Raw genomic sequence first — 22,611 nt, 5'->3', positions numbered from 1 at the left:
ATCCGAGCTATGAGCACCATTCTCGAATTGCGCTCCATCACCAAGACCTTCCCCGGTGTGAAGGCGCTCTCCGACGTCAATCTCCGCGTGCGCGAGGGCGAGATCCACGCCCTGTGCGGGGAGAACGGCGCGGGCAAGTCCACCCTGATGAAGGTGGTCAGCGGAGTCCATCCGCACGGGTCCTACGACGGCGAGATCCTCTTCGACGGCGAGGCCTGCTCCTTCAAGGACATCCGCGCCAGCGAGCAGCGCGGCATCGTCATCATCCATCAGGAACTCGCACTGATCCCGTATCTGTCCATCGCCGAGAACATCTTCCTCGGCAATGAACACGCCACCCGCGGTCTGATCAGCTGGAACGAAACCCTCAAGCACGCCAACGCGCTGCTCAAGCGGGTCGGGCTGACGGATTCGCCGCAGACCCGGGTCACCGACATCGGCGTGGGCAAGCAGCAGCTCGTGGAGATCGCCAAGGCGCTCGCCAAGGAGGTGAAGCTGCTCATCCTGGACGAGCCGACGGCGGCGCTCAACGACGAGGACAGCGGCAAACTCCTCGATCTCCTGCTGGAGTTCAAGGCGCAGGGCATCTCCTCGATCATCATCTCGCACAAGCTGAACGAGATCCGCAAGGTGGCCGACTCCGTCACCATCCTGCGCGACGGCCAGTCCATCGAGACCATGTCGGTCCGGGAGACCCCGGAGTCCGAGCCGGAGGTCTCCGAGGACCGCATCATCCGCGGCATGGTCGGCCGCGACCTCGACAGCCGGTTCCCCGACCGCACCCCGTACGAGGGCGAGGACGCCGCCGAGGTGGCCATGGCCATCGAGGACTGGACGGTGCACCACCCCATCGACCAGCAGCGCAAGGTCGTGGACGGGGTGTCGCTGAACGTCCGGCGCGGCGAGATCGTGGGCATCGCCGGGCTGATGGGCGCGGGCCGCACGGAGCTGGCGATGAGCGTCTTCGGGCGCACGTACGGCCGCTACGCGGGCGGCCGGGTCCTCCGCGACGGCCAGGAGGTCCGCACCCGTACCGTGCCGGAGGCCATCGACCATGGCATCGCGTACGTCACCGAGGACCGCAAGACGTACGGGCTCAACCTCGGGGACACCATCAGCCGCAACGTGTCGCTCTCCTCGCTCCCGAAGGTGGCCCGCCGCGGCGTGGTCAACGAGCACGAGGAGTCGCGGGTCGCCGAGCGGTTCCGCAAGACGATGAACATCAAGGCACCGACGGTCTTCGAGCGGGTCGGCCGGCTCAGCGGCGGCAACCAGCAGAAGGTCGTCCTCAGCAAGTGGATCTTCGCTGGTCCCGAGGTGCTCATCCTCGACGAGCCCACCCGTGGGATCGACGTCGGGGCCAAGTACGAGATCTACACGGTCATCAACGACCTGGCGGCGCAGGGCAAGGCCGTCGTCTTCATCTCCTCCGAGCTGGGCGAGCTGCTGGGGATGTGCGACCGGATCTACACCATGGCGGCCGGACGGCTGACCGGGGAGGTTCCCCGGGCCGAGGCGACCCAGGAAGTTCTGATGCGCCATATGACAAGGGACAGAGGAGACGAAGGATGAGCACGGCCACCAAGACCGAGAGCCCGGCGCCACCGCCGGCCGAGGGGTCCAAGAGCCTCGGGACGCTGCTGCTGCAGGGCATGCGGACCAATATGCGGCAGTACGGGATGCTGGTCGCGCTCGCCCTGATCATCGTCATCTTCCAGATCTGGTCGGACAACATCCTGCTGCGTCCGGGCAACGTCACCAGCCTGGTGCAGCAGAACGGCTACATCCTCATCCTCGCCATCGGCATGATGATGGTGATCATCGCGGGGCATATCGATCTGTCGGTCGGATCGCTCGTCGCCTTCATCGGCGCGGCCGCCGGCGCGATGATGATCAAGCACGACATGCCCTGGGGCTACGCGGCCGTCCTCTGCCTGCTGATCGGCGCGCTGGCCGGGGCCTGGCAGGGCTTCTGGATCGCGTACATCGGGATTCCGTCGTTCATCGTCACCCTCGCCGGAATGCTGGCCTTCCGCGGCGGCACCCAGATCCTGCTCGACGGGCAGTCCCTGTCGCCGTTCCCCGACGGCTTCGAGAAGCTGAGCACCGGCTTCATACCGGAGATGGGCCCGTACACGCAGTACCACAACCCGACGATGGTGCTCGGTCTCATCGTGTGCGCGGCCGTCGTCTGGCAGGAGTGGCGCGGGCGGCAGCAGCGGGCGGCGTACGAGCTGGAGGTGGTCCCGCTCGGGCTGTTCTTCACCAAGTGCGCGGCGATCGTGGCCGCCGTGATGGCGTTCACCATGACGCTCTCCAGCTGGCACGGCGCGCCGTACGGACTGCTGATCCTGGCCGTGCTCTTCGTGATCTTCAGCTTCGTGATGCGCAACACCGTCATCGGGCGCCATGTGTACGCGCTCGGCGGCAACCAGCCCGCGGCCAAGCTCTCGGGTGTCCGGGACAAGCGCGTCACCTTCCTGGTCTTCGTCAACATGGGCCTGCTGTCCGCGCTCGCCGGAATGGTCTTCGCCGCCCGGCTCGGCTCCGCCACCCCCAGCGCGGGCCTCAACTTCGAACTGGAGGCCATCGCCGCGGCGTTCATCGGCGGCGCGTCCGCCAGTGGCGGTGTCGGTACGGTGCTGGGCGCCATCATCGGCGGTCTGGTGCTCGGTGTGCTCAACAACGGCATGTCGCTGGTGGGCATCGGCACCGACTACCAGCAGGTGATCAAGGGACTGGTGCTGCTGGCGGCGGTCGGCTTCGACGTGTGGAACAAGCGCCGGGTCGGTTCGTAGTCCTTCCAACTACCTTTTGTGGAGCCGCACATGACGCACCAAAAGAGCACGAGCAGCACGAGCAGACGCACGGTGATCACGGCCGCGGCGGCCGCCGCCGGAGTGGCGGCCGCGGGCCCCGCGTACGCGAGCCCCGGTGGCGCATCCGGCACATCCGGAAGGGAACGCGCGGTGAAGGAACACTTCGGCACGCTGGCCGACGGCACGAAGGTCGACCGCTGGACCATCGAGAACGGCCGCACCCGGCTCTCCGTGCTGTCGTACGGCGGTGTCGTCCAGTCCCTGGAGATCCCCGACCGGCACGGCCGCCGGGCCAACGTCTCGCTCGGCTTCACCGACCTGGACGCGTACGTGGCCAGCAGCCCGTACTTCGGCGCCCTCATCGGCCGCTACGGCAACCGCATCGCCCGCGGTGCGTTCTCCCTCGACGGGAAGGCGTACCAGCTGCCCGTCAACGACGGCCCCAACAGCCTCCACGGCGGTGACAAGGGCTTCGACAAGCGCGTCTGGTCCGTCGAGCCGTTCCGCAAGGGCGCCGACGTCGGCCTCACCCTGCGCCGGGTCAGCCCCGACGGCGAGATGGGCTACCCGGGCCAGCTCACCGTGCGCGTCGACTACACCCTGACCCCGGCGGGCGACTTCCGCATCGACTACGAGGCCACCACCGACAAGGCCACCGTCGTCAACCTCACCAACCACACCTACTACAACCTGGCCGGGGAGGGCTCGGGGTCCATCTACGACCACCGCCTCCAGATCGCGGCCTCCCGCTACACCCCGGTCGACAAGACCCTCATCCCGACCGGCGAACTGGCCAAGGTCGCCGGGACCCCGTTCGACTTCCGCCGCGCCAAGGAGATCGGCCGGGACATCCGGGACGCGCATCAGCAGGTGCTCTACGGCCAGGGCCTCGACCACAACTTCGCGCTCGACAAGGGGCTCACCCGCCGTCCCGAGCACATCGTGACGGTGACCGAGCCGGAGTCGGGCCGGGTGATGAAGATCGCCACGACCGAGCCGGGTGTCCAGCTCTACAGCGGCAACTTCCTGACCGGCACCTTCGCCGGTACATCCGGCCAGGTCTACCGCCAGGGCGACGGCTTCTGCCTGGAGACCCAGCACTTCCCGGACTCCCCCAACCAGCCCGCCTTCCCCTCCACGGTGCTCCGCCCCGGCGCCACCTACCGCTCCACGACGGTGCACTCCTTCTCGACCCGCTGAGCCCCTGCGCTCCGCTTCCCTCCCTCCCGCTCCGCGTTCGCGCGGGCGGGAGGTTCGTCGTTTCCCGCCCCTCCCGAGAGGAACCCGTATGAGACCGCTCCGCACGCTCCTCGCCCTCGCCGCCCTCCCCTTGGCCACCCTCACCACCCCGGCGGCCGCCGCCCAGGAACGCACGGTGACCGTGGAGGAGCAGCGGCTCGACAAGGCCGCTCCCCAGGAGATCCTGCGGCGCAGCGGCTTCGACGGCGTGGCGCCGGGCTTCGCACGGGATCTGGCGCGCGTACGGTCCGTGGCCGACGCCGAGCGCGTCGTACGGCGGGACGGCGGGCGGCTGTGGGACCGGGCGGTGGCCCGTGCGCAGGGCCGGGGCCCGGCGGGCGGTGACCTCAGCCGGGACGACGACCGGCCGCTGTACTGGGCGCGGCTGGGGATGACGCGCGCGCTCGGCGAGTGGCAGCCGCGTTTCCCCCTGCGCGAAGCCCACCGCGCCAAGCTGCTGAACGCTTTGGAACGCGGCTCCCGTGGCGAGAACTCCCTCGACCTCCCGCCCGGCAAGCACATCAAGCGCGTCGTGGTCACCGGCTTCGACCCGTTCCAGCTGGACGCCGACGTACGACGTTCCAACCCGTCCGGCGCGGCGGCGCTCGCGCTGGACGGGGTGACGCTGCGTACGCCCGAGGGCCCGGCGCGCGTCGAGACCGCCGTCTTCCCCGTCCGCTGGGCGGACTTCGCGGACGGCACGGTCGAACGGACCCTGCTGCCGGTGTTCCGCCCCGGCCCGCGCCGGGTCGACGCCTTCATGACCGTGAGCCAGGGCCGGGTGGGACGCTTCGACGTCGAGCGCACCAATGGCGCGTGGCGCGGGGGCTACCCCGACAACGCCAACGTCTCCCGCACCGAGACCGTCCCCCTCCCGCCCGGCACCCCACAGCCGCAGTGGACGACGACCACCCTCCCGTACGCCGCGATCGTCGCGGCGGACACCGGGCCCGTGCCCGTGTACGACAACACCACCGTCACCGAGATCCCGGCGGGCGCCACGGCCCCGGTGGTCCGCCCGGGCGGTCCGACGCCCGGCTCCACGGCCCGCGCGGGCGGTGGCGGCGACTACCTCTCCAACGAGATCGCCTACCGCGCCACCCTGCTGCGCGACGCCGTCGGTCTGAAGGTCCCGGGCGGCCATCTCCACACCCCGGTCCTCCAGTTCGGCCCCGGAAACACCGACCCGGCGACGGGCCAGATCACCGACCCCGACTTCGTACGCGACCGCCGGGCCATCACCGCGCAGGTCCGCGCGGTGCTCACGGTGGCGGCCACGACGGGAGGCGCCAATGACTGATGAACCCCCCAGGTTTTCCGTGGGTTCTGCAACCGTTCCGCTTTCCGACCCCTCTACCTCCCCGCAGGGTGAACGACGCGGTACCCAATGGAGGTTTTATGCGCAATAGGACCAGAGGTGTGGTGGGTGTAGCGGTCGGCGCCGCCATGACCGCCGCCGTGGCCGCCGGGGCCCATGCCGTCGTATCGGACGGCGACGGGACCGACCGGAACCAGCCTGCCGCGGCGGGCAAGACCACACCGGGCGACATCGACCACGACGGCTACGCCGACCTCGGGGTGGGCGCGCCCGACGGGACCGTCTCCGGGAAGTCCAAGGCGGGCTACGTGGGCGTGACCTACGGCGCCCAGTCCGGCGTCGACGCCGGACGGCACAGCACGCTGTCGCAGGCGAGCCCGGGCGTTCCCGGCACCCCCGAGGCCGGGGACCACTTCGGCTCGGCCGTCGTGCGCGGCGATGTGGACGGGGACGGCTACACCGACCTGATCGTCGCCGCGAACAGCGAGGCCATCGGCACCGCCAAGCGGGCCGGTTCCGTCACGGTCGTCTTCGGCGCCAAGGGCGGCCTCTCCGGCGACGCCATCGCCTTCCACGCCCCCAAGGCCACCGCCTACGCGATGTTCGGCGACACGATGGCCGTGGGCGACTACAACCACGACGGCCGCGACGACATCGCCATCTCCGACGGCACCAAGGTCCAGCTCGTGGGCGGCGCGGCGAACCTGCGCGAGACGGCGGCCCCGACGATGACCGCCGTCACCCCGCCCGGCGGCGGAGCGGGCATCGAGCACCTGTCCTCCGGCGACATCAACGGGGACGGCTTCGCCGACCTGGTGACCGTCGCCTACCAGGACGACCCCGCCGACGAGGGCACGCTCGGCGTGCTGCCCGGCTCGTCCGGCGGTCTGAAGAGCACCCCGCTGGGCGAGGACGTCGCGCTGCCGTTCGCCTCGTACCAGGCCGTGGTGGGTGACATCAACGGCGACGGCAAGGACGACGTCGTCACGGACACCGGCTTCGAGGACGGTCCGGACGACGCGCGCCTGCGCACGTTCCCGGGCACCGCCGCGGGGCTCGACACCGCCAACCCGGTGATCTGGAAGGGCAAGCCGCAGAACGGCTCCGCCTCCCGGCTCGCCGACATCAACGGCGACGGCCACGACGACCTCGTGGTCGGCGACACCTCCGCCGAGGCCCCCGGCGGCTACAACGACGCCGGCGCCATCACCGTCCTCAAGGGGACCAAGGACTGGCTGACCGACGCGGGTGCGCAGACCTTCTCCCTCGACACCGAGGGCGTCCCCGGCGAGATGACGGGCAACGACAAGTTCGGCGACGCCGTCTCACCGGCCGACTACAACGGTGACGGCAAGCCCGACCTGGCCATCGGCGTCCCCAACCGCACCGACGGCGCGGGCGCGACGGCCCTCCTGTACGCGGGTACCGACGGACTCACCGCCGAGGGCTCCGCCCTCATCGGCCCGGCCGACCTCGGCGCCCCGGCGGCCGATGCCGCCTTCGGCACGGAACTGTCCGGCCCGGCGACGAAGTAGCACGACATCTCCGTCAGACGGCGGCCCGGCCCGACCGGGCCGGGCCGCCGCCGTGGGGATCTGCCCTGTCGGCAAGCAGCAGGGCCAGGGGTCCGGCGGGCAGGAGGAAGCGGCCCTGCGTGGCCGCGTCGATGGCGTCGGCCATCGGCCACCAGGACAGCGTGAAGTCCTGTTCGGTGGGGCTCAGTTCCTGCGGGCCGCAGGTGAGGTGCCGCGCCTCGTAGAGGTGCACGCGGGCGGTCGAGCCGAGGGTGATGGCGTACGACCCCAGCGCCCGCCACGCCTCGGCGACGACCCCCGCCTCCTCCCGCAACTCCCGCCGCGCACACTCCTCCGCCGTCTCCCCCGGCTCGCGCCGCCCGCCCGGCAGGAACAGGTACTCCCCGCCGTGGCGGGGGAAGTGGGCGCTCAGCAGGGCCACGTGTCCGTTCGGGTCGCGGGCCACCACTACGGAGGCGTCGCGGGCGGGGCGGTCCGTCATGTGGTGGCGGCGGTGTCGCCCTGGGTGGGGGTGGTGGCTTCGCCTGTCAGGTCTCGGACGAGGAGGGTCGCGCCCGCTACCGCGCCCGGCATGAGGAAGACCGCTACCAGGGGGAGCAGGAAGAGCAGGGCCAGGGGGAGGCCGAAGCCCACGGTGAGGAGGCGACGGCCGCGCAGCAGGCGGCGGCGTTCGCTGAGGAGGACGCCGCGGCGCAGGAGGGCGACCGAGGTCAGTTCCTCGGCGAGGAAGAAGCCGGTCACGCAGAGGGCGAGGGCCGGGATCACGGTCTGGCCGACGACCGGGATGAAGCCGAGGGCGAAGAAGAGCACGCTCCACAGGGTGACGCGGATGAGCAGGACGATGGCCTCGCGGATGCCGATCCACACCTCCTGCCAGGTGGACAGGCCGGATTCGGGGACGGCGCCGCCCTCGGAGCGGTCGACCGCCTCGGAGAGGGATTCGTAGAAGGGCTGGCCGACCAGGAGCGTGACCGCGGTGAACGTGATCACCGCGAGAAAGAGGCAGGCGGCGGCGAAGAGGAGGGAGAGGGCGCCGCGGAAGGCGGCGAGCCACGGGGAGGCCCAGTCGTCGGCGAAGGGGGTCGCCCAGGAGATGACGTCGTCGGTCCAGAAGAAGAGCACGACGAGCGCCGCCGCGTAGCCGACGAGGGTGATGAGGGCCGGGATCATCCCGATCCCCCACCACCTCCCGTGCTGGGCCACCCAGCGTTGGCCCTTCACCAGATAGCCGATGCCCACTCCAAGATCACGCATGGGCGGAAGCCTACTTGGCTAGCGCGGCGCGTAGATGACGCCCAGCTTGTCGATCTCGTCACCGGCGCGGCCGGTGAAGCCGACGATCTGCCACCCGGCGGGGGCGGTGTAGGTGGCGGTGTCGGAGGTGGGTGTTCCGGCCTTTACGGTGCGGCCGGTGTCGGTGGTGAAGGCCGCCGAGAAGAGGCGGGTGCGGTTGTCCTTCTTGCCTCGGGTGAGGGTGACGGAGGTGAGGTGTTCGGCGGGGCCGAGGGTGAGGGTGGCCGGGGTGCCGCCGCTGCCGCCGTGGGTGAGGGTGGTGCCGCCGCCGAGGGTCAGGGACACCCCGTCGAGGCGGGAGCCGCCGCGCAGGGTGAGGGTGCGGGGCGCGGGGGTGGCAGGCAGGTCGTCGGCGTCGTTGAAGGCGGTGCCGTGCGGTCCGCCGAACTGGTCCCCGGCGCGGAGCCCGTCGGCCGCCTTCCAGGAGAAGTCCACGGTGTGCGGGTAGTGGTCGGACAGCGGCTTGCCCTCGGCGTCGAGGAAGTCGGTGTCCTCGTTGTTGTAGCGGGTGGCGGTGAGGGAGAGGAGCGGGCCGGAGCGGTAGAGGACCTTGTCGACGACCTCGCAGGTGTTGGTGACGTTCTCGGGGTCGCACACGAGCGCGTCGGACCCGGCGGGCGGGGCGGAGCCGCCACGGACGAGGTTCACCCAGGCGTCGGTGAGGCCGTTGCGGGTGGCGAGGTCGCGGATGTTGTCGGCGGCGCGGGTGTAGCGGGTGTTGGTGTCGCCCATGACGAGCACCGCGTTTCCGGCCGAGTTGGCGGCGATGAAGTCGGAGAGCTGGGTGATGTTGGCGCGGCGGGCGGCGAGGTCGGCGTCGGTCGTGCCCGCGTTGGTGTGCACGTTGTAGAGGTCCACGTACGCGCCCTCGGCGAGCCGCACCCGGGCGAGCGTGAAGCCCTTGGGGGTGAGGCAGTCGGTGCCGTTGCACTTGCTCCACTTGACCCGCTCGAAGTCGTCGTACGGCAGGTCGGAGAGGGTGTTGAGGCCGTCGCCGAAGGCCGCGCCACCGCTGGTGGGGGTGCGGTACGGGTGGTCGTCACCGGCGTAGAGCGCGGCGTGGTAGTTGAAGTCCTCCTGGACGTTGACGATGTCGTAGGCGCCGAGGCGGGGCGAGATCAGCGGGGTGTTCTTCTCGGGGTGGCCGGAGGACAGCCCCTCGGGGAGCCCGGCCACGTTGTAGGTGAGGACGTTGAACGAGCCGGAGGTGGCGGGTGCGGCCTTGGTGTCCGCCGTGGCGGGGGTGGCGGTGAGCAGGCCTGCGGTGGTGGCGAGGGCCGCCGCGGCCGTGATGGCCATGCGGCGTCCGATGAATCTCACGAAGGGGGTCCTCTCGGGGAGTGACGAATCAAGGAGTTACGAACGTCAGAGCTTGCCGGTGCCCGCCTGCGCGGTCACCGAGGCGACCACCGACGACGCGGGCTCCGCCGTGTACGCGTACGGCGGCTTGGTGAAGGTGCCGGTCCGGGAGATCTCCGTGGCCGCGCCGCCCAAGTCGTTTCCGCGCAGCACCGCGTAGCCGTCCACGTCGCTGCTGCGGCTGGTGGTCACGGCGATCTTGGTGTCGCGGAACACGTTGTTCTCCACCAGCAGCTGCGCGCCCATGCGGGAGTGGGCGGCGGTGTCCGCGCCCTGGACGTAGTTGTCGTAGAAGTGGCCGGTGCCGAAGCGGAGGCTGGGGATGCGGGAGTAGACGTTGCTGAACCAGTTGTGGTGGTACGTCACCTTGAGGTGCCCGGTGTCCTCGGCGGCGTTGTTGTCGCTGTGCCCGACCAGACTGCCCTTGAAGTGGTCGGCGAACTTGTTCCAGGACACGGTGATGTCGTCGGAGCCGTGGTTGATGTCCAGCAGGCCGTCGTAATAGTCCTTGTCGTGGTCCCGGTCGGCCGAGAACGTGTTGTGGTCGATCCACACCCTGGTGGACTCCTGGACCGTCACCCCGTCGGACGGCTTCCTCGGCTTGCTGATGGCGAGGTTGCGGATGATGACGTTCGTCGCCTCCTTCAGCCGCAGGCCCCCGCCGGTGAATCCGGAGCCCGAACCGACGCCCAGCACGGTGGTGTTGGAGCCGATGTCCACCTGGCCGGTGAGGGAGAGCAGACCGGACACCTTGACCACCTTGGCGCCGTCCCCGGCGACGGCGGCCTTGAAGGCGGCCAGGGTGGTGACGGTGGTGGCGGTGGCGTTGCCGCCGCCGGTGGTGGCCGCGCCGAAGCCGATGGGGGTGGTCTCGGCGGCGGCTTCGCGCGCGGAGGGCGTGGCGGCGTCCGCGTCCTGCGCCGATACCGCGGACAGCCCCCCGAGCGCGAGAGTGGCGGCCACGCCCGCGGCGATGGCCGTCAGCCTGCGCCTGCTGTGGCCGGTGGCGGTGGTGGTGGTGGCGCCGGTGGTGGCGGTGTCCGTCGCGAAGTGGTCACCTGCGGAGTTCATCAGGTCTCCTTCGTGGATACCCCCACCTTTGGGTGGGGGAGGAAACGAAGCTCTCGCATGAGCGGGGCAGAGAAAGCCGGTTCGCCTGCCAGGCGGGTCGGCGTACACCAAAACCGCTGGTGAGGGACACCGCAAGGTGTCGTGGGACTCAATTGTCAGTCCTCCCAGGTAGGTTCGGATACATGACGACAGAAGCGACCACGGAGGCGTCCGGCCATGCCCGGTACACCTACCGTCTGCGCCTGTCGTCCACGGCGCGGCGGTCGCTCGAAGCCGAGTGGGACCGGTGCCGCTGGGTCTGGAATGAGTGCGTTGCCAAGTCCAAGGCTGTCCACCAGCGCAACCGGGCGACCGGGGAGAAGACGACGTGCGGGCCGGTGCAGCTCGCGGCGATGCTGACGCAGGCCCGCGCCCGGACGCCGTGGCTGCGGGAGGGCGCCTGTGTTCCTCAGCAGCAGTTGATACGCGACTTCGGCAGGTCCCGTGCCAAGGCGTTCAAGGACATTAAGGCCAGGTTGCCGATGCGGCAGCGTGCCGGGATGCCGAAGTACAAGAAGAAGCGCGAGGCGCTTCCCACTCTTGAGTACACCAAGCGCGGTTTCCGGCTTAAGGACGGTCGTCTGCACTTGGCGGCCGGAATCGTTGTGCGGCCAGTGTGGTCTCGGGAGCTGCCCGAGCCTCCCTCGTCGGTACGCGTGTACCGCGATGCGGTGGGGCGCTGGTGGGCGTCGTTCGTCGTGGGCACGGTGACCGACCGGCTTCCTGCCACCGGGCATGTGATCGGCGTCGACTGGGGCGTCAGGGAGACTGCGACCACGACATCCGACGTCCACGACCTTCCCCACCCGCAGCACGGGAAGGCCGCAGCTCAGCGGCTGGCCAAGTACCAGCGGATGATGGCCCGCAGGAAGCCGAAGAAGGGGCAGGCCGCCTCGGGCGGCTACCGCGAGGCGAAGCGGCAGGCCGCGAAGCTGCACAAGAAGATCGCGAACCAGCGGCAGGACACCGGCCGCAAGTGGGCCAAGTCCGTGGTCCGCGACCATGACGCCATCGCGGTGGAGGACTTCCGCCCGAAGTTCCTCGCCAAGACGACCATGGCCCGCAAAGCCGCAGACGCCGCGATCGGCGCGACCAAGCGGGCCTTGATCGAGATGGGCCGCAAGCACGGCCGCGCTGTGCATCTGGTCCATCCCGCGCACACCACTATGGACTGTGCACAGTGCGGAGTGAGAGCCAAGCACGCACTGCCTCTTTCCGAACGAACGTATGCCTGCACTGCGTGCGGAGCCGTCTCTCCGAGAGACAAGAACTCAGCCCGTGTGATGCTGGTCCGGGCTGGTCTCGTACCCGGCTAGTGCTGATCGTGTAAGACCCGCGCCCCCGCCGGGGGCCAGGCGACGTGAGCTAGGAATCCCCCTCGTTTACGAGGGGGAGGAGTCAAGAAGAGCCCTCTCGGTCGGGGCGGGGACCCCCGCCCAAGCACGCTAGTAAGCGCTTGTTCAAGAGTCAACACCGCTGACCCATAAGGGAGTTGGCGATAAGAAGAGTTGACGCGCGACGACTTTGCCGAACTGACAGGCGTCCCATAGAAACCCTCCATATCTTCCATGCTCATGACAGACACCTCCCCCGCCCCTCTCGGGCGCCGCAGAGTACTCATCGCCGGAAGCGCTGCCGCCGCGGCCATCGGAATCGGTGCCGGTGCCGCCGCCACGCGCCCGGAGGCATCCGCCACCGGAGCCACCGACATGGCCCCGGCCGCGAACGCGATCTGCACGCTCACCAAGCAGCTGACCGAGGGCCCGTACTACCTCGACCACGCCCTCGTCCGGGCCGACGTCAGCGAGGACAAGCAGGGCGTACCCCTGGAGCTGGTCCTGCCTGTCGTCGACAAGGACACCTGCGCACCGCTCAACAAGACGCTCGTGGAGATCTGGTACTGCGACGCGCTCGGCGAGTACTCCGGCTTCGTCGGCAACAACGGCCACGACGAGCCGGACAACGGGAAGTTCCTGCGCGGCGGCGTGCTCACCGGCACCGACGGCGTGGCGAAGATCAAGGGCATCTACCCCGGCTGGTACCGCGGCCGCTGCATCCACATCCACATCAAGGTGCACACGGGCGTCACGCTCACCGCCGACGGCTCGTTCACGGGTGGCAACGAGATCCACACCGGTCAGCTCTTCTTCAGCGAGACGATCACCCAGGCGGTCGCCAGGCTCGCCCCGTACTCGACCAACACCGTCCCCCGCACCCCGCTGTCCTCCGACGGCATCTACGGCAACGGCGGCACCGCCGCCGGGCTGATGGCCGTGACGGCGCTGGGCAGCACCCCCTCGGCCGGATATCGCGGCACCCTCACCCTGGGCATCGACGCGGACGCCTGACCGCGCGGGGCGGCGGAGTCGTCACGCGCGCGGGTCGTGACGGCTCCGCCGCCGCGTTCCGTCCGCTAGCGGGCCATGGCGTACGACGAGCGCTCGGCGGCCGGGGAGGACGACAGCCCGGTGGTGAAGGTGTCGACGGCCAGGGCCGTGCGCAGACAGAGGGTCAGTGCGCGGGCCCGGGCGTGGGCGATGCCGTCCGGGGAGCGGTGGTCGGCGAGGTCGGTGAGGCCACCGCGCCGGGCCGAATCGTCGAAGGACGCCCGCAGGGTGGCGGCCGGGATCGGGGCGCCTCGGTCGAGGGCGTCGGCGAGGGCCGTCAGCTGGTCGTCGAAGAGGGCGGCGATCTCGGCGGCCTCCGGTACGGCGTCGGCCGTACGGCGCGGCTGCGCGGCGTAGAGCTGCGAGGCGCACCGGTTGAGGTCCGCGATCGAGCGCTGAATGGACTCGATCTCGGCGGCGCTCCAGCGGGCGCGGTGGCCGTGCGGTTCGTGACGGACGGCGGCGACCGCGGCCGCCAGGCGCTCCCGGGTGTGACGGCTGCGGGAGCGCAGGGCGTCGATTTCCTCGTGCCGTACCACCCCGGGCTCTGTCAGCCCGCCGACCAGGGCGTTCAGCAGTCGCCGCTGGGTGTCCGCCCACGCGGCGACCAGGGCGGACAGCCGGTCGTGGTGGTACGTGGGCAGGACGGTGAAGACCAGGAGCCCGATCAGGGCACCGAGGAGGGTGTCGGCCGGACGGCCCCAGGCGATGAGGTCGGAGGCCTTGCCCAGGCGGGTGATGAGGACGACGAGCCAGGCGGTGATGAAGAAGTTCAGCGCCAACTGGCCGACGCGCAGAGTGAGGAAGACGCACGCGGCGAGCACTACCGCGGCGACGACCAGCCGGTCCGGCGTCCACCAGGCGGGCAGCAGGACGGCCCAGGCGGCGAGGCCGCCGAGGATCGAGCCGATGGGGCGGGCCCAGCCGCGCGCGAAGGTGTGCCCGTAGTCGGGGAACAGCACCAGCATGGTGGTGAGCGCCGCCCAGAAGCCGTGTCCGGGCAGGCCGTGGCCCCAGAAATCGCCGAGGGCGCGCCCCGCCGCCTCACCCGCCGTGGTCCCGATGGCGACGCGGAGGGCGTGCGCGAACAGCGGATCACCGGGCCGCGCCGCACCCCACAACCGCCGGAGCCCGGCCCGGGTGGGGTGCTCGGCGGGGAACAGGTCCAGCACGGGGTGCGGGCCTTCGGGGTGCGGGCCTTCGGGGTGCCCTCGGTCGGCCCACAGGGCGACGAGTCGCCCGGCCTCGTTCAGTGACGGCAGCAGCTCCTCGGCCATCGCGCCGTGCCAGGCCTCCAGGGTCCGTACGGCGTGCGGCGCGAGGGAGTCCCGGTGGGAGGTGCGCAGGGTGCGGGCCACGGAGTCGAGCGCTGCGGCGATCTCCTCGCGGGGCACCTTCGGGGTGTCGGGCGCGAGCAGCAGGGCGCGCCGGATGCGTTCGGCCTCGACGAACAGGCCGTACAGCGGCGCCGCGCCGGGGCGGGCGAAGCGCGGCAGCAGGTCCAGGGCCCGGCGGGCGGCGGTGAACGGCGCCGGGGCGGGGTAGCCACCGGCCGACTCGCCGCGCGCGTGCGCCGCGAGCGAGCCGTAGAGCGTGGCCAGCGCCTTGCGCTGCGCGGGGTGGCGCCGCCCGTACGGGGGCAGCAGCTGGGCGGCGAAGGTGAGGGCCGCGCCCGCGGCCATCCAGCGCACCATCACCAGCCCCGCCTCCACCGTGGCGGCGAGATCGGCGGTGATCATGCAGCCGATGACGACGAGGCAGGCGCGGATGCCGGGCGCCACGCCCAGCGCCCGCCACAGACCGGCCAGATACGCGAGCACCGCGAGGGCGATCAGGAACCACCAGCCCGCCTGGTGCAGCCAGACACCGGCGAGGGCGGCGAGCGTGAAGCCCGCGCCCATCCAGAACGCGTTCACCGCCCGGTGCCGGACCGGCGCCAGCAGGGTGCCGATGCCGCAGATGAAGGCGCCCACCGACAGCATGACCCAGGCCAGCGGATCGCCGGTCAGCCCGCCGATCACCGCCGCGGCGACGACCGCCAGGACCGCCCGCACGATCGCGCCGGGCTCAGAGAGAACGCGTTCCATGGTGAGGGCCGCCCGGAAGCTGCGGCCCATCGCTGACGTCCATCCCTGTATCTCGCGCACCGTACCCATATAGGTGCACTATACAAATAACCCGCCGCTCACCCCAACCGGATCACGTTCCACGACATCGGCTCCAGCGTGGCGCTCAGCACACCGTCCGCCAGCACCGTGCCCTCGCCCGCATGCGGGGCGACGCGCTCGGGGTCGGTGAGGGTGTTACGGGCCTCCGGGTCGGCGTCGGCGAGGACGCTGTGCTCGACGACCCGACCGAGCGCGAGACCGTGCAGCGCCACCTCCAGCGGCAGCGGCCGGTGCTGGTCGCGGTTGACGGCGAAGACGGTGACCGCGCCGGTCTCCTCGTTCCGTACGGCCGTGGCGTGCAGCAGCGGCACCTCGCCGTACTTCGCCGTCTCGTGCGCGGGGCTGTCGACGGCGACCTGGAGCACCCGGCCGCGCCCGTACGCCGAGGCCTGGGCGAAGGGGAAGAAGGTGGTCTGGCGCCAGGCCGGGCCGCCCGGTTCGGTCATGATCGGGGCGATGACATTGACGAGCTGGGCGAGGCAGGCGACCGTCACCCGGTCGGCGTGCCGCAGCAGCGCGATGAGCAGCGAGCCGAAGACGACGGCGTCGGTGACGGAGTAGTTGTCCTCCAGCAGCCGTGGCGCCTCGTCCCAGTTGGGCGGCTCGGCGGCGTGGAAGCGGTCCTGGTACCAGACGTTCCACTCGTCGAAGGAGAGGTTGATCTTCTTCTTCGACTTGAGCCGGGCGCCCACGTGGTCGCAGGTGGCGACCACGTTCTCGATGAAGGACTCCATGTCGACGGCGGAGGCGAGGAAGGAGTCGCGGTCGCCGCCGCGCTCCTCGTAGTAGGCGTGCAGGGAGATGTAGTCGACCAGTTCGTAGGAGTGCTGGAGGACGGTGGCCTCCCAGGCGGCGAAGGTCGCCATGCCCTGGTTGGAGCTGCCGCACGCGACGAGTTCGACGTCCGGGTCGATCTGGCGCATCGCACGGGCGGTCTCGGCGGCCAGCCGTCCGTACTCCTCCGCGGTCTTGTGGCCGGTCTGCCAGGGGCCGTCCATCTCGTTGCCCAGACACCACAGCCGGATCGCGTACGGATCCTTGTCGCCGTGGCCGATGCGCCGGTCGGACAGCGTGGTGCCGGACCGGTGGTTGGCGTATTCCTGCAGCTCAAGGGCCTCGGCGACACCGCGCGTGCCGAGGTTGAGCGCCATCATGGGCTCGCCGCCGACCTTGCGGACGAAGTCGATGTACTCGGAGAGCCCGAAGCGGTTGGTCTCGGTCGAGCGCCAGGCGAGGTCGAGGCGGCGGGGGCGCTCCTCGGCGGGCCCTGTGCCGTCCTCCCACTTGTAGCCGGAGACGAAGTTGCCGCCGGGGTAGCGGAGCGCGGTGACCCCGAGTTCACGGATGAGGGCGAGGACGTCGGTACGCAGCCCGGCCTCGTCGGCGGCCGGGTGGCCGGGCTCGTAGATGCCGGTGTAGACGCAGCGGCCGAGGTGTTCGACGAACGAGCCGAAGAGACGGGGGTCGACATCGCCGATGGCGAAGGCGGGGTCGAGGGTGAACCGGGCGGGGGCGGTCGACGGCATGGCGGCGCCTCTCTGCTGTTCCGTTCGATATGCCGGATAGGGGTCGCATATCCGAACGTGACGGTAAGAGCTGGCCGCGCGCGCGTCAACGGCTCCGCCCCGGGCCACATACACCCACGGTGGCACCCACCCCGCGCCGGCAGGCCGGGTGCACCGCAACGCGGCGGCAGGCGCACGCCCCGGAACCGGGGCGCCCCATCGCCATGCGGTGCCTGCCGCCACGCGGACCCGCCCGGCCGTTCGACCGCCTGGGGCGCAGCCCGGAAACGGGGGCCCGGGGGTGCCCCCCGGGTTCGGGAAGGGGCGGGGTGGGGAAAGCCTCCCGTGCCGCGCCTCAGTACGCGGTCGGCCAGCCGCCGCTCCAGCTCAGCAGGTTGACGCCGAGCTTGGCGGTGCCGCTCGCCTGGCCGTCGTAGTAGTGGTAGACGAGCAGGTCACCATCGGTGTCGCTCATGATCGACTGGCCGCCGGGGCCGATGTAGCGGCCGTGGGACTCCAGGACCGGTGAGCCGCCGTTGTTCATCATGCTGACGCCGTTCTTGTCGTAGTACGGCCCGGTGGGCTGGGTGGCGCGGCCGACCTTGATCTTGTACGTGGAGCTGGTGCCCGCGCAGCACGTGTCGTACGACGCGAACAGGTAGTAGTAGCCGTTGCGCTTGACGACGGACGGCCCCTCGACCGCCTTGGTGCCGGTGGGCCGGGAGGCGATGCCGTAGACGGTCCTGTCGCCCGCGTACTGCTTGCCGGTGGCGGGGTCGAGCCGGATCATCTTCAGCCCCGACCACCACGAGCCGAAGGACAGCCACCACTTCCCGTCGCCGTCGACGAAGAGGTTCGGGTCGATGGCGTTGTAGTTGCTGCTGCCGGTGGTGGAGTGGACGATGCCGTAGTCGGTCCAGGTGCCCGCCTTGCCGCTCGGTGAGGTGGCGAAGCCGATGGCGGAGTTGCTGGAGCCGAAGGACGAGACGGCGTAGTACATCAGGTACTTGCCACCGTGGTACGAGATGTCCGGAGCCCAGGGGTCGTTGCCCGAGGAGTACGTCTTCCACCAGGACGGCGGGGAGTTGAAGGCGTTCCCGGAGCGGCTGAAGGCGATCCGGTCGGTGGAGGTGCGGGTCTCCAGACCGCCGTGGGTGGAGTAGAGCAGATACGTGCCGTCAGTGGCGCGGAGCATCGTCGGGTCGTGGACGGTGATGTCGCCCGTCACCCGGCCCGGGTTGGGGTAGGCGGAGGCGCTGGTCGGGAGTAACGCGAGCAGGAGCGCGGCGGGCAGGGCGAGCCATCTGGTGCCGTGACGGGTTCTCATCCGGCGGTTCTCCTCTCGAAGGTGGAGGTGTGCGCTGTCTCTTGACCGGGTTGGGGGCCGCCTCTAGCGTGCGGCCGACGTTACGGAAACGTTCCGGAAGTTTTCGGAGCCTGGGAAGGGAAGTTTTCGTGATCAAGACGGTCCGTACCGCTCTCGTCGGCGCACTCGCCGCCGCCCTGATCCCTCTGGCCATGCCGTCCGCCGCCGCCTCCGCCGCTGAGCAACCTTCCACCCCCGGCGCGGATTTCGGAAGACCTCTCCAGCCGATCGATGGCTTCGGCTTCTCGGAGGCATTCCAGCGCGCCGATCTGATGCGCGGCGCGCGCGGCCTCACCCCCGAGCACCAGCGGGAGGTCCTGGATCTGCTGCTGAACCGGCGCACCGGCGCCGGGCTCAGCATCCTGCGGCTCGGCATCGGCTCGTCGTCGGACGAGGTCTACGACCACATGAAGTCCATCCAGCCCACCGACCCGGGCGGCCCGGACGCTCCGCCGCGCTACGAGTGGGACGGCGAGGACGGCGGCCAGGTGTGGCTGGCCAAGGAGGCGAAACGGTACGGCGTGCAGCGCTTCTATGCCGACGCCTGGAGCGCGCCCGGCTACATGAAGACCAACGGGACGGATGCCAACGGCGGCACCCTCAAGCCGGAATGGCGGCGCGCCTACGCGAACTACCTCGTGCAGTACGCGAAGTTCTACCGCCAGGAGGGCATCCGGATCACCGACCTCGGCTTCACCAACGAGCCGGATCTCGCCACCTCGTACGCCTCCATGCAGTTCACGCCCAAGGAGGCGGCCGAGACCGTGAAGGCGGTCGGCCCGGCGGTCCGGCGCGCCGGGATCGACCTGGTGTGCTGCGACGCGGCCGGATGGAAGCAGCAGGCCGAGTACAGCGCGGCGATCGAGGCGGACCCGGAGGCGGCGCGCCACGTGCGCACGCACACCGGCCATCCGTACGTCACGCCCTCGGACCAGCCGCTGCCGACGGCCCGGCGCACCTGGATGTCCGAGTGGAGCCCCAACGGCACGACGTGGAACGAGGCGTGGGACGACGGCAGCGGCTATGACGGCCTGGCCGTCGCCGAGGCGATCCACACGACGCTCGCGGACGCGGGGGCGAGCGCGTACGTGTACTGGTTCGGCGCCTCGATCGGGGCGACGCGGGGCCTGATCCAGCTCGACGGCGCGGACTACCACGTCTCGAAGCGGCTGTGGGCGCTCGCCGCGTACAGCCGCTTCGTACGGCCGGGGGCGGTACGGGTCGCGGCGTCGGCCGGGGCGGCCTCGGCGGACGGCGTGAAGGTGACGGCCTTCCGGAACCGAGACGGGGGGCGGGTGCTGGAGATCCTCAACACGGGCCGGGAGGCGGTCCGTACGGACTTCGCGGTGAGCGGCGGCCGTGGTGTCGGCGACGTGTACCGGACCGACGAGACCCACTCGCTGAGCCGGGTCGGCCGGGCGGTGGTGCGGGGTGGTGCGGTGGATGTGAAGCTTCCGCCGCGCGCGCTGACGACGGTGGTCCTGCCCTAAGGGCGGCGCCCCGGCCGCGTCGCGCGTCGGCCGGGGCACCGTCTCAGCTGTGTCAGTCCTCGAAGGCGACGATCATCTTGCCGATGTTCTCGCCACGGAGCATGCCGAGGAACGCGTCCGTCCCGTTCTCCACGCCCTTGACGATGGTCTCGCGGTACCGCAGCTTGCCGTCCCGCACCCAGGCGCCGACCTCCTCGAAGAACTGCGTCTGGAGGTGGTTGTGGTCGTTGACCAGCATGCCCTGCACGCGCAGCCGCTTGCCGATGATGAGCGCGAGGTTGCGCGGGGCGGCGGGCGGCTCGGTGGTGTTGTACTGCGCGATCATGCCGCAGATGGTGACGCGGCCGTGCACCTTGAGGCTGCTGAGGGCGGCCTCAAGGTGGTCGCCGCCGACGTTGTCGAAGTAGACGTCGATGCCGTCGGGGGCGGCCTCCTTCAGCTGCTCGGCGACCGGGCCGTTCTTGTAGTTGAACGCCGCGTCGAAGCCGTACTCCTCGATCAGCAGCCGCACCTTCTCGTCCGAGCCCGCGCTGCCGATGACCCGCGAGGCGCCCTTGAGCTTGGCGATCTGGCCGACCTCACTGCCGACCGCGCCCGCCGCGCCGGACACGAACACCGCGTCGCCCTCCTTGAACGACGCGACCTCCAGCAGCCCCGAGTAGGCGGTGAGGCCCGTCATCCCGAGCACCCCGAGGTACGCGGTGAGCGGGGCGATCTCCGGGTCCACCTTCACCGCGCGCTTGCCGTCCACCACGGCGTACTCGCGCCAGCCCGCGAAGTGCAGGACGTGGTCGCCGACCGCGACACCCTCCGCGTTCGAGGCGATCACCGTGCCGACCGCGCCGCCCTCCATCGGCTGGTCCAGCTGGAACGGCGGCACGTACGACTTCACGTCGTTCATCCGCCCGCGCATGTACGGGTCCACCGACATGTACAGGTTGCGGACGAGCACCTGGCCCGGACCCGGCTCGGCCACCGGGACCTCGCGCAGCGCGAAGTCCTCCGGCTTCGGCCAGCCCTGGGGGCGGGCGACGAGGTGCCATTCACGGCCGGTGGCGGGGATCGCCGACATGGGGGGTGCCTCCTCTTAATTACTTCACTACCTGAAACAATCATGTGCCTCGATATTTCATGTTGTCAAGTAAACGGGTAACCTGATGGGCATGACGTCCACCATCGACCCGCTGACCCTCGAGGTCGTCGAGCTGATCGGCACCATCGTGGCCCGTTATCACGAGGAGTACGAGGAAGCCGCCGCCAAGCACGCCCTGACCGGCGCCCAGGCCCGTGTCCTGGGCCTGCTCTCCCGGGGGCCGACGCCGATGCGGCGGATAGCGCAGCAGCTCAAGTGCGAGCCGTCGAACGTCACGGGGATCGTGGACCGGCTGGAGTCCCGTGGCCTCGCCGAGCGCCGCCTCGACCCCGCCGACCGCCGCGTGAAGCTCGCCGCCGCGACCGAGACGGGCCGCGAGACCGCCGCGCGCCTGCGCGGCTCCCTGGACTTCGCCCGCGAGCCGCTGGCGGGGCTGTCGGCGGACGAACGGACGGTGCTGCGGGACCTGCTGCAACGGATGCTGGGCGTGTAGCCCTTCCCCACCCCGCCCCTTCCCGCAGTACCGATATGCGGCTCCGCCACGCGCCGGGGCAAGCCCCCGGCCCCCCGCCAGGGCTCCGCCCCGGACCCCGTTCCGGTCGCTCCGCCCCCGGCCCCGCCACGCGGCGGAGGCCCCCGCCCCTACCGGGGCCCCGCCCCGGACCCACGGCGGCGGCTCAACGCCCTGGCCCGGCCCGCCGTGCGCGAGGCGTACGAACGGGACGGCACCAGCGGGTCGTTCAGCACCACCCCCTGGCTGACCAGCCTCACCCACATCGGCGCCTCGGGCTCCGGCCCCGCCCCGGACATCGCGCATCCGGGGGCTCCGCCCCGCAGCGCCTATACGCGCACCGGAGCAAGCTCCGGCCCCCATCAGGGCCCCGCCCCGGGCCCACGGCGGCGGCTCAACGCCCCGGCCCGGCCCGCCGCGCTGGCCGCCGTGCGCGAGGCGTACAAACGGGGCGGCGCCAGTGGGGCGTGCGGCACCGACCCCCGGCTGACCGGCACCACCCGCCCCGGCCTCGCCCCGGGCATCGTGCGCCCCGGAGGCTCCGCGCCCCAAGCCCCGCCAGGGCTCCGGCCCGGGCCGGGGGCTGCGCCCCCGGAGGCCCGTCGCGGCGCCAGGGCGGCGGGGTGGGTTTCAGGGGGTTGAAAGCGGGCTGAAACCGCGTTGAACCCGCCTCGCCGCAAGCTGTGCGGCATGACGACGACATCGAACGCCCTCGCCATCGCGGCCAGGGGGCTGCGCAAGTCCTACGGCGAGAAGAAGGTCCTCGACGGCATCGACCTGGCCGTCCCCGAGGGAACGATCTTCTCCCTGCTCGGCCCGAACGGCGCGGGCAAGACCACCGCCGTCAAGATCCTCTCCACCCTCGTCACCGCCGACGCCGGAGACCTGCGCGTCGGCGGCCACGACCTGGCCAGGAACCCGCAGGCGGTCCGCGCAGCCATCGGCGTCACCGGACAGTTCTCCGCCGTCGACGGCCTGATCACCGGCGAGGAGAACATGCTCCTCATGGCCGACCTCCACCACCTCTCCAAGCGCGAGGGACGCCGGGTCACCGCCGAACTCCTCGAACGCTTCGTCCTGGTCGAGGCCGGATCCAAGCCCGCCGCCACCTACTCCGGCGGCATGAAACGCCGCCTCGACATCGCCATGACCCTGGTCGGCAACCCACGCATCATCTTCCTCGACGAACCCACCACCGGCCTCGACCCCCGCTCCCGCCACAACATGTGGCAGATCATCCGCGAACTCGTCACCGGCGGCGTCACCGTCTTCCTCACCACCCAATACCTCGAAGAAGCCGACCAACTCGCCGACCGCATCGCCGTACTCAACAACGGCAAGATCGCCGCCCACGGCACCGCCGAGGAACTGAAGCGGCTCATCCCCGGCGGACACATCCGCCTCCGCTTCACCGACCC

The 22,611-nt window shown here is 70.8% G+C and carries 18 protein-coding genes and 1 pseudogene; 11 read left to right on the top strand and 8 right to left on the bottom strand.

Features of this window, described 5'->3' with window-relative positions; all coding sequences use genetic code 11:
- The first annotated feature begins 9 nt into the window (after positions 1-9).
- From mmsA to ACFV9T_RS29165, 5 genes are all read left to right on the top strand, one after another.
- Positions 10-1,572, top strand: coding sequence for a multiple monosaccharide ABC transporter ATP-binding protein (gene mmsA / locus ACFV9T_RS29185; RefSeq protein ID WP_385445413.1), 1,563 nt, complete (start codon positions 10-12; stop codon positions 1,570-1,572).
- Complete coding sequence (gene mmsB / locus ACFV9T_RS29180) at positions 1,569-2,798, top strand: multiple monosaccharide ABC transporter permease (protein ID WP_385445412.1); 1,230 nt, start codon at positions 1,569-1,571, stop codon at positions 2,796-2,798. Before mmsA ends, mmsB begins: the two co-directional genes overlap by 4 nt.
- Before the next feature lie 30 nt (positions 2,799-2,828).
- Entirely contained in the window at positions 2,829-4,019 is a 1,191-nt protein-coding gene (locus tag ACFV9T_RS29175; protein ID WP_385445411.1) for an aldose epimerase family protein, read from the top strand.
- A gap of 88 nt (positions 4,020-4,107) precedes the next feature.
- Positions 4,108-5,358 (top strand): pyroglutamyl peptidase, encoded by a 1,251-nt coding sequence (locus ACFV9T_RS29170; RefSeq protein ID WP_385445410.1) that lies wholly within the window; start codon positions 4,108-4,110, stop codon positions 5,356-5,358.
- 98 nt (positions 5,359-5,456) lie between these two features.
- On the top strand, positions 5,457-6,911 hold the full coding sequence (locus tag ACFV9T_RS29165) for an FG-GAP-like repeat-containing protein (protein WP_385445409.1): 1,455 nt from the start codon (positions 5,457-5,459) through the stop codon (positions 6,909-6,911).
- A 13-nt stretch (positions 6,912-6,924) separates the two neighbouring features.
- Here the strand turns inward: ACFV9T_RS29165 and ACFV9T_RS29160 are convergent, their stop codons facing one another.
- The 4 genes from ACFV9T_RS29160 to ACFV9T_RS29145 form a co-directional block, all read right to left on the bottom strand.
- The gene (locus ACFV9T_RS29160) at positions 6,925-7,392 is read right to left on the bottom strand and encodes an NUDIX hydrolase (protein WP_385445408.1); all 468 of its coding nucleotides are present in this window, start codon (positions 7,390-7,392) and stop codon (positions 6,925-6,927) included.
- Positions 7,389-8,165, bottom strand: a complete 777-nt coding sequence (locus ACFV9T_RS29155; RefSeq protein ID WP_385445407.1) for an EI24 domain-containing protein — start codon at positions 8,163-8,165, stop codon at positions 7,389-7,391. Before ACFV9T_RS29155 ends, ACFV9T_RS29160 begins: the two co-directional genes overlap by 4 nt.
- A gap of 18 nt (positions 8,166-8,183) precedes the next feature.
- On the bottom strand, positions 8,184-9,503 hold the full coding sequence (locus ACFV9T_RS29150) for a jacalin-like lectin (RefSeq protein WP_385445473.1): 1,320 nt from the start codon (positions 9,501-9,503) through the stop codon (positions 8,184-8,186).
- 66 nt (positions 9,504-9,569) lie between these two features.
- On the bottom strand, positions 9,570-10,526 hold the full coding sequence (locus ACFV9T_RS29145) for a polysaccharide lyase family 1 protein (protein ID WP_385445472.1): 957 nt from the start codon (positions 10,524-10,526) through the stop codon (positions 9,570-9,572).
- 290 nt (positions 10,527-10,816) lie between these two features.
- On the opposite strand from ACFV9T_RS29145, the pseudogene ACFV9T_RS29140 reads away from it, so the two are divergent.
- Together ACFV9T_RS29140 and ACFV9T_RS29135 are read left to right on the top strand one after the other, a co-directional pair.
- Positions 10,817-12,029 (top strand): annotated as a pseudogene (locus tag ACFV9T_RS29140) (RNA-guided endonuclease InsQ/TnpB family protein); the annotation flags it as partial.
- Between the two features lie 218 nt (positions 12,030-12,247).
- Positions 12,248-13,021 (top strand): intradiol ring-cleavage dioxygenase, encoded by a 774-nt coding sequence (locus tag ACFV9T_RS29135; protein WP_385445406.1) that lies wholly within the window; start codon positions 12,248-12,250, stop codon positions 13,019-13,021.
- A gap of 65 nt (positions 13,022-13,086) precedes the next feature.
- Here the strand turns inward: ACFV9T_RS29135 and ACFV9T_RS29130 are convergent, their stop codons facing one another.
- The 3 genes from ACFV9T_RS29130 to ACFV9T_RS29120 form a co-directional block, all read right to left on the bottom strand.
- Positions 13,087-15,177 (bottom strand): FUSC family protein, encoded by a 2,091-nt coding sequence (locus ACFV9T_RS29130; RefSeq protein ID WP_385445405.1) that lies wholly within the window; start codon positions 15,175-15,177, stop codon positions 13,087-13,089.
- A 68-nt stretch (positions 15,178-15,245) separates the two neighbouring features.
- Positions 15,246-16,754, bottom strand: coding sequence for an alpha-N-arabinofuranosidase (locus tag ACFV9T_RS29125; RefSeq protein WP_385445404.1), 1,509 nt, complete (start codon positions 16,752-16,754; stop codon positions 15,246-15,248).
- Positions 16,755-17,088: 334 nt separating this feature from the next.
- Positions 17,089-18,060 (bottom strand): arabinan endo-1,5-alpha-L-arabinosidase, encoded by a 972-nt coding sequence (locus tag ACFV9T_RS29120; RefSeq protein ID WP_385445403.1) that lies wholly within the window; start codon positions 18,058-18,060, stop codon positions 17,089-17,091.
- Positions 18,061-18,188: 128 nt separating this feature from the next.
- Here ACFV9T_RS29120 and ACFV9T_RS29115 point away from each other — a divergent pair, with 128 nt between their 5' ends.
- Entirely contained in the window at positions 18,189-19,589 is a 1,401-nt protein-coding gene (locus tag ACFV9T_RS29115; RefSeq protein WP_385445402.1) for a glycoside hydrolase, read from the top strand.
- Between the two features lie 52 nt (positions 19,590-19,641).
- Here ACFV9T_RS29115 and ACFV9T_RS29110 read toward each other — a convergent pair whose 3' ends face one another.
- Complete coding sequence (locus tag ACFV9T_RS29110) at positions 19,642-20,661, bottom strand: NADP-dependent oxidoreductase (RefSeq protein WP_385445401.1); 1,020 nt, start codon at positions 20,659-20,661, stop codon at positions 19,642-19,644.
- 91 nt (positions 20,662-20,752) lie between these two features.
- Between ACFV9T_RS29110 and ACFV9T_RS29105 the strand changes: the two genes are divergently transcribed.
- From ACFV9T_RS29105 to ACFV9T_RS29095, 3 genes are all read left to right on the top strand, one after another.
- Positions 20,753-21,175 (top strand): MarR family winged helix-turn-helix transcriptional regulator, encoded by a 423-nt coding sequence (locus tag ACFV9T_RS29105; RefSeq protein WP_385445400.1) that lies wholly within the window; start codon positions 20,753-20,755, stop codon positions 21,173-21,175.
- Between the two features lie 207 nt (positions 21,176-21,382).
- Positions 21,383-21,835 (top strand): hypothetical protein, encoded by a 453-nt coding sequence (locus ACFV9T_RS29100; RefSeq protein ID WP_385445399.1) that lies wholly within the window; start codon positions 21,383-21,385, stop codon positions 21,833-21,835.
- A 48-nt stretch (positions 21,836-21,883) separates the two neighbouring features.
- The coding region (locus tag ACFV9T_RS29095) for an ABC transporter ATP-binding protein (RefSeq protein WP_385445398.1) at positions 21,884-22,611 on the top strand (728 nt) is incomplete at its 3' end.

It is taken from the genome of Streptomyces sp. NPDC059850, from assembly GCF_042731515.1.
GTDB lineage: Bacteria > Actinomycetota > Actinomycetes > Streptomycetales > Streptomycetaceae > Streptomyces.
The sequence above is the reverse complement of the archived record's forward strand: the minus strand, read 5'-3'. Positions and strand labels throughout refer to the sequence as shown.

Coding starts and splice junctions, on each gene's coding strand:
- mmsA (WP_385445413.1), top strand. CDS start 10: ATGAGCACCATTCTCGAATTGCGCTCCATCACCAAGACCTTCCCCGGT.
- mmsB (WP_385445412.1), top strand. CDS start 1,569: ATGAGCACGGCCACCAAGACCGAGAGCCCGGCGCCACCGCCGGCCGAG.
- ACFV9T_RS29175 (WP_385445411.1), top strand. CDS start 2,829: ATGACGCACCAAAAGAGCACGAGCAGCACGAGCAGACGCACGGTGATC.
- ACFV9T_RS29170 (WP_385445410.1), top strand. CDS start 4,108: ATGAGACCGCTCCGCACGCTCCTCGCCCTCGCCGCCCTCCCCTTGGCC.
- ACFV9T_RS29165 (WP_385445409.1), top strand. CDS start 5,457: ATGCGCAATAGGACCAGAGGTGTGGTGGGTGTAGCGGTCGGCGCCGCC.
- ACFV9T_RS29160 (WP_385445408.1), bottom strand. CDS start 7,392: ATGACGGACCGCCCCGCCCGCGACGCCTCCGTAGTGGTGGCCCGCGAC.
- ACFV9T_RS29155 (WP_385445407.1), bottom strand. CDS start 8,165: ATGCGTGATCTTGGAGTGGGCATCGGCTATCTGGTGAAGGGCCAACGC.
- ACFV9T_RS29150 (WP_385445473.1), bottom strand. CDS start 9,503: ATGGCCATCACGGCCGCGGCGGCCCTCGCCACCACCGCAGGCCTGCTC.
- ACFV9T_RS29135 (WP_385445406.1), top strand. CDS start 12,248: ATGACAGACACCTCCCCCGCCCCTCTCGGGCGCCGCAGAGTACTCATC.
- ACFV9T_RS29130 (WP_385445405.1), bottom strand. CDS start 15,177: ATGGGCCGCAGCTTCCGGGCGGCCCTCACCATGGAACGCGTTCTCTCT.
- ACFV9T_RS29125 (WP_385445404.1), bottom strand. CDS start 16,754: ATGCCGTCGACCGCCCCCGCCCGGTTCACCCTCGACCCCGCCTTCGCC.
- ACFV9T_RS29120 (WP_385445403.1), bottom strand. CDS start 18,060: ATGAGAACCCGTCACGGCACCAGATGGCTCGCCCTGCCCGCCGCGCTC.
- ACFV9T_RS29110 (WP_385445401.1), bottom strand. CDS start 20,661: ATGTCGGCGATCCCCGCCACCGGCCGTGAATGGCACCTCGTCGCCCGC.
- ACFV9T_RS29105 (WP_385445400.1), top strand. CDS start 20,753: ATGACGTCCACCATCGACCCGCTGACCCTCGAGGTCGTCGAGCTGATC.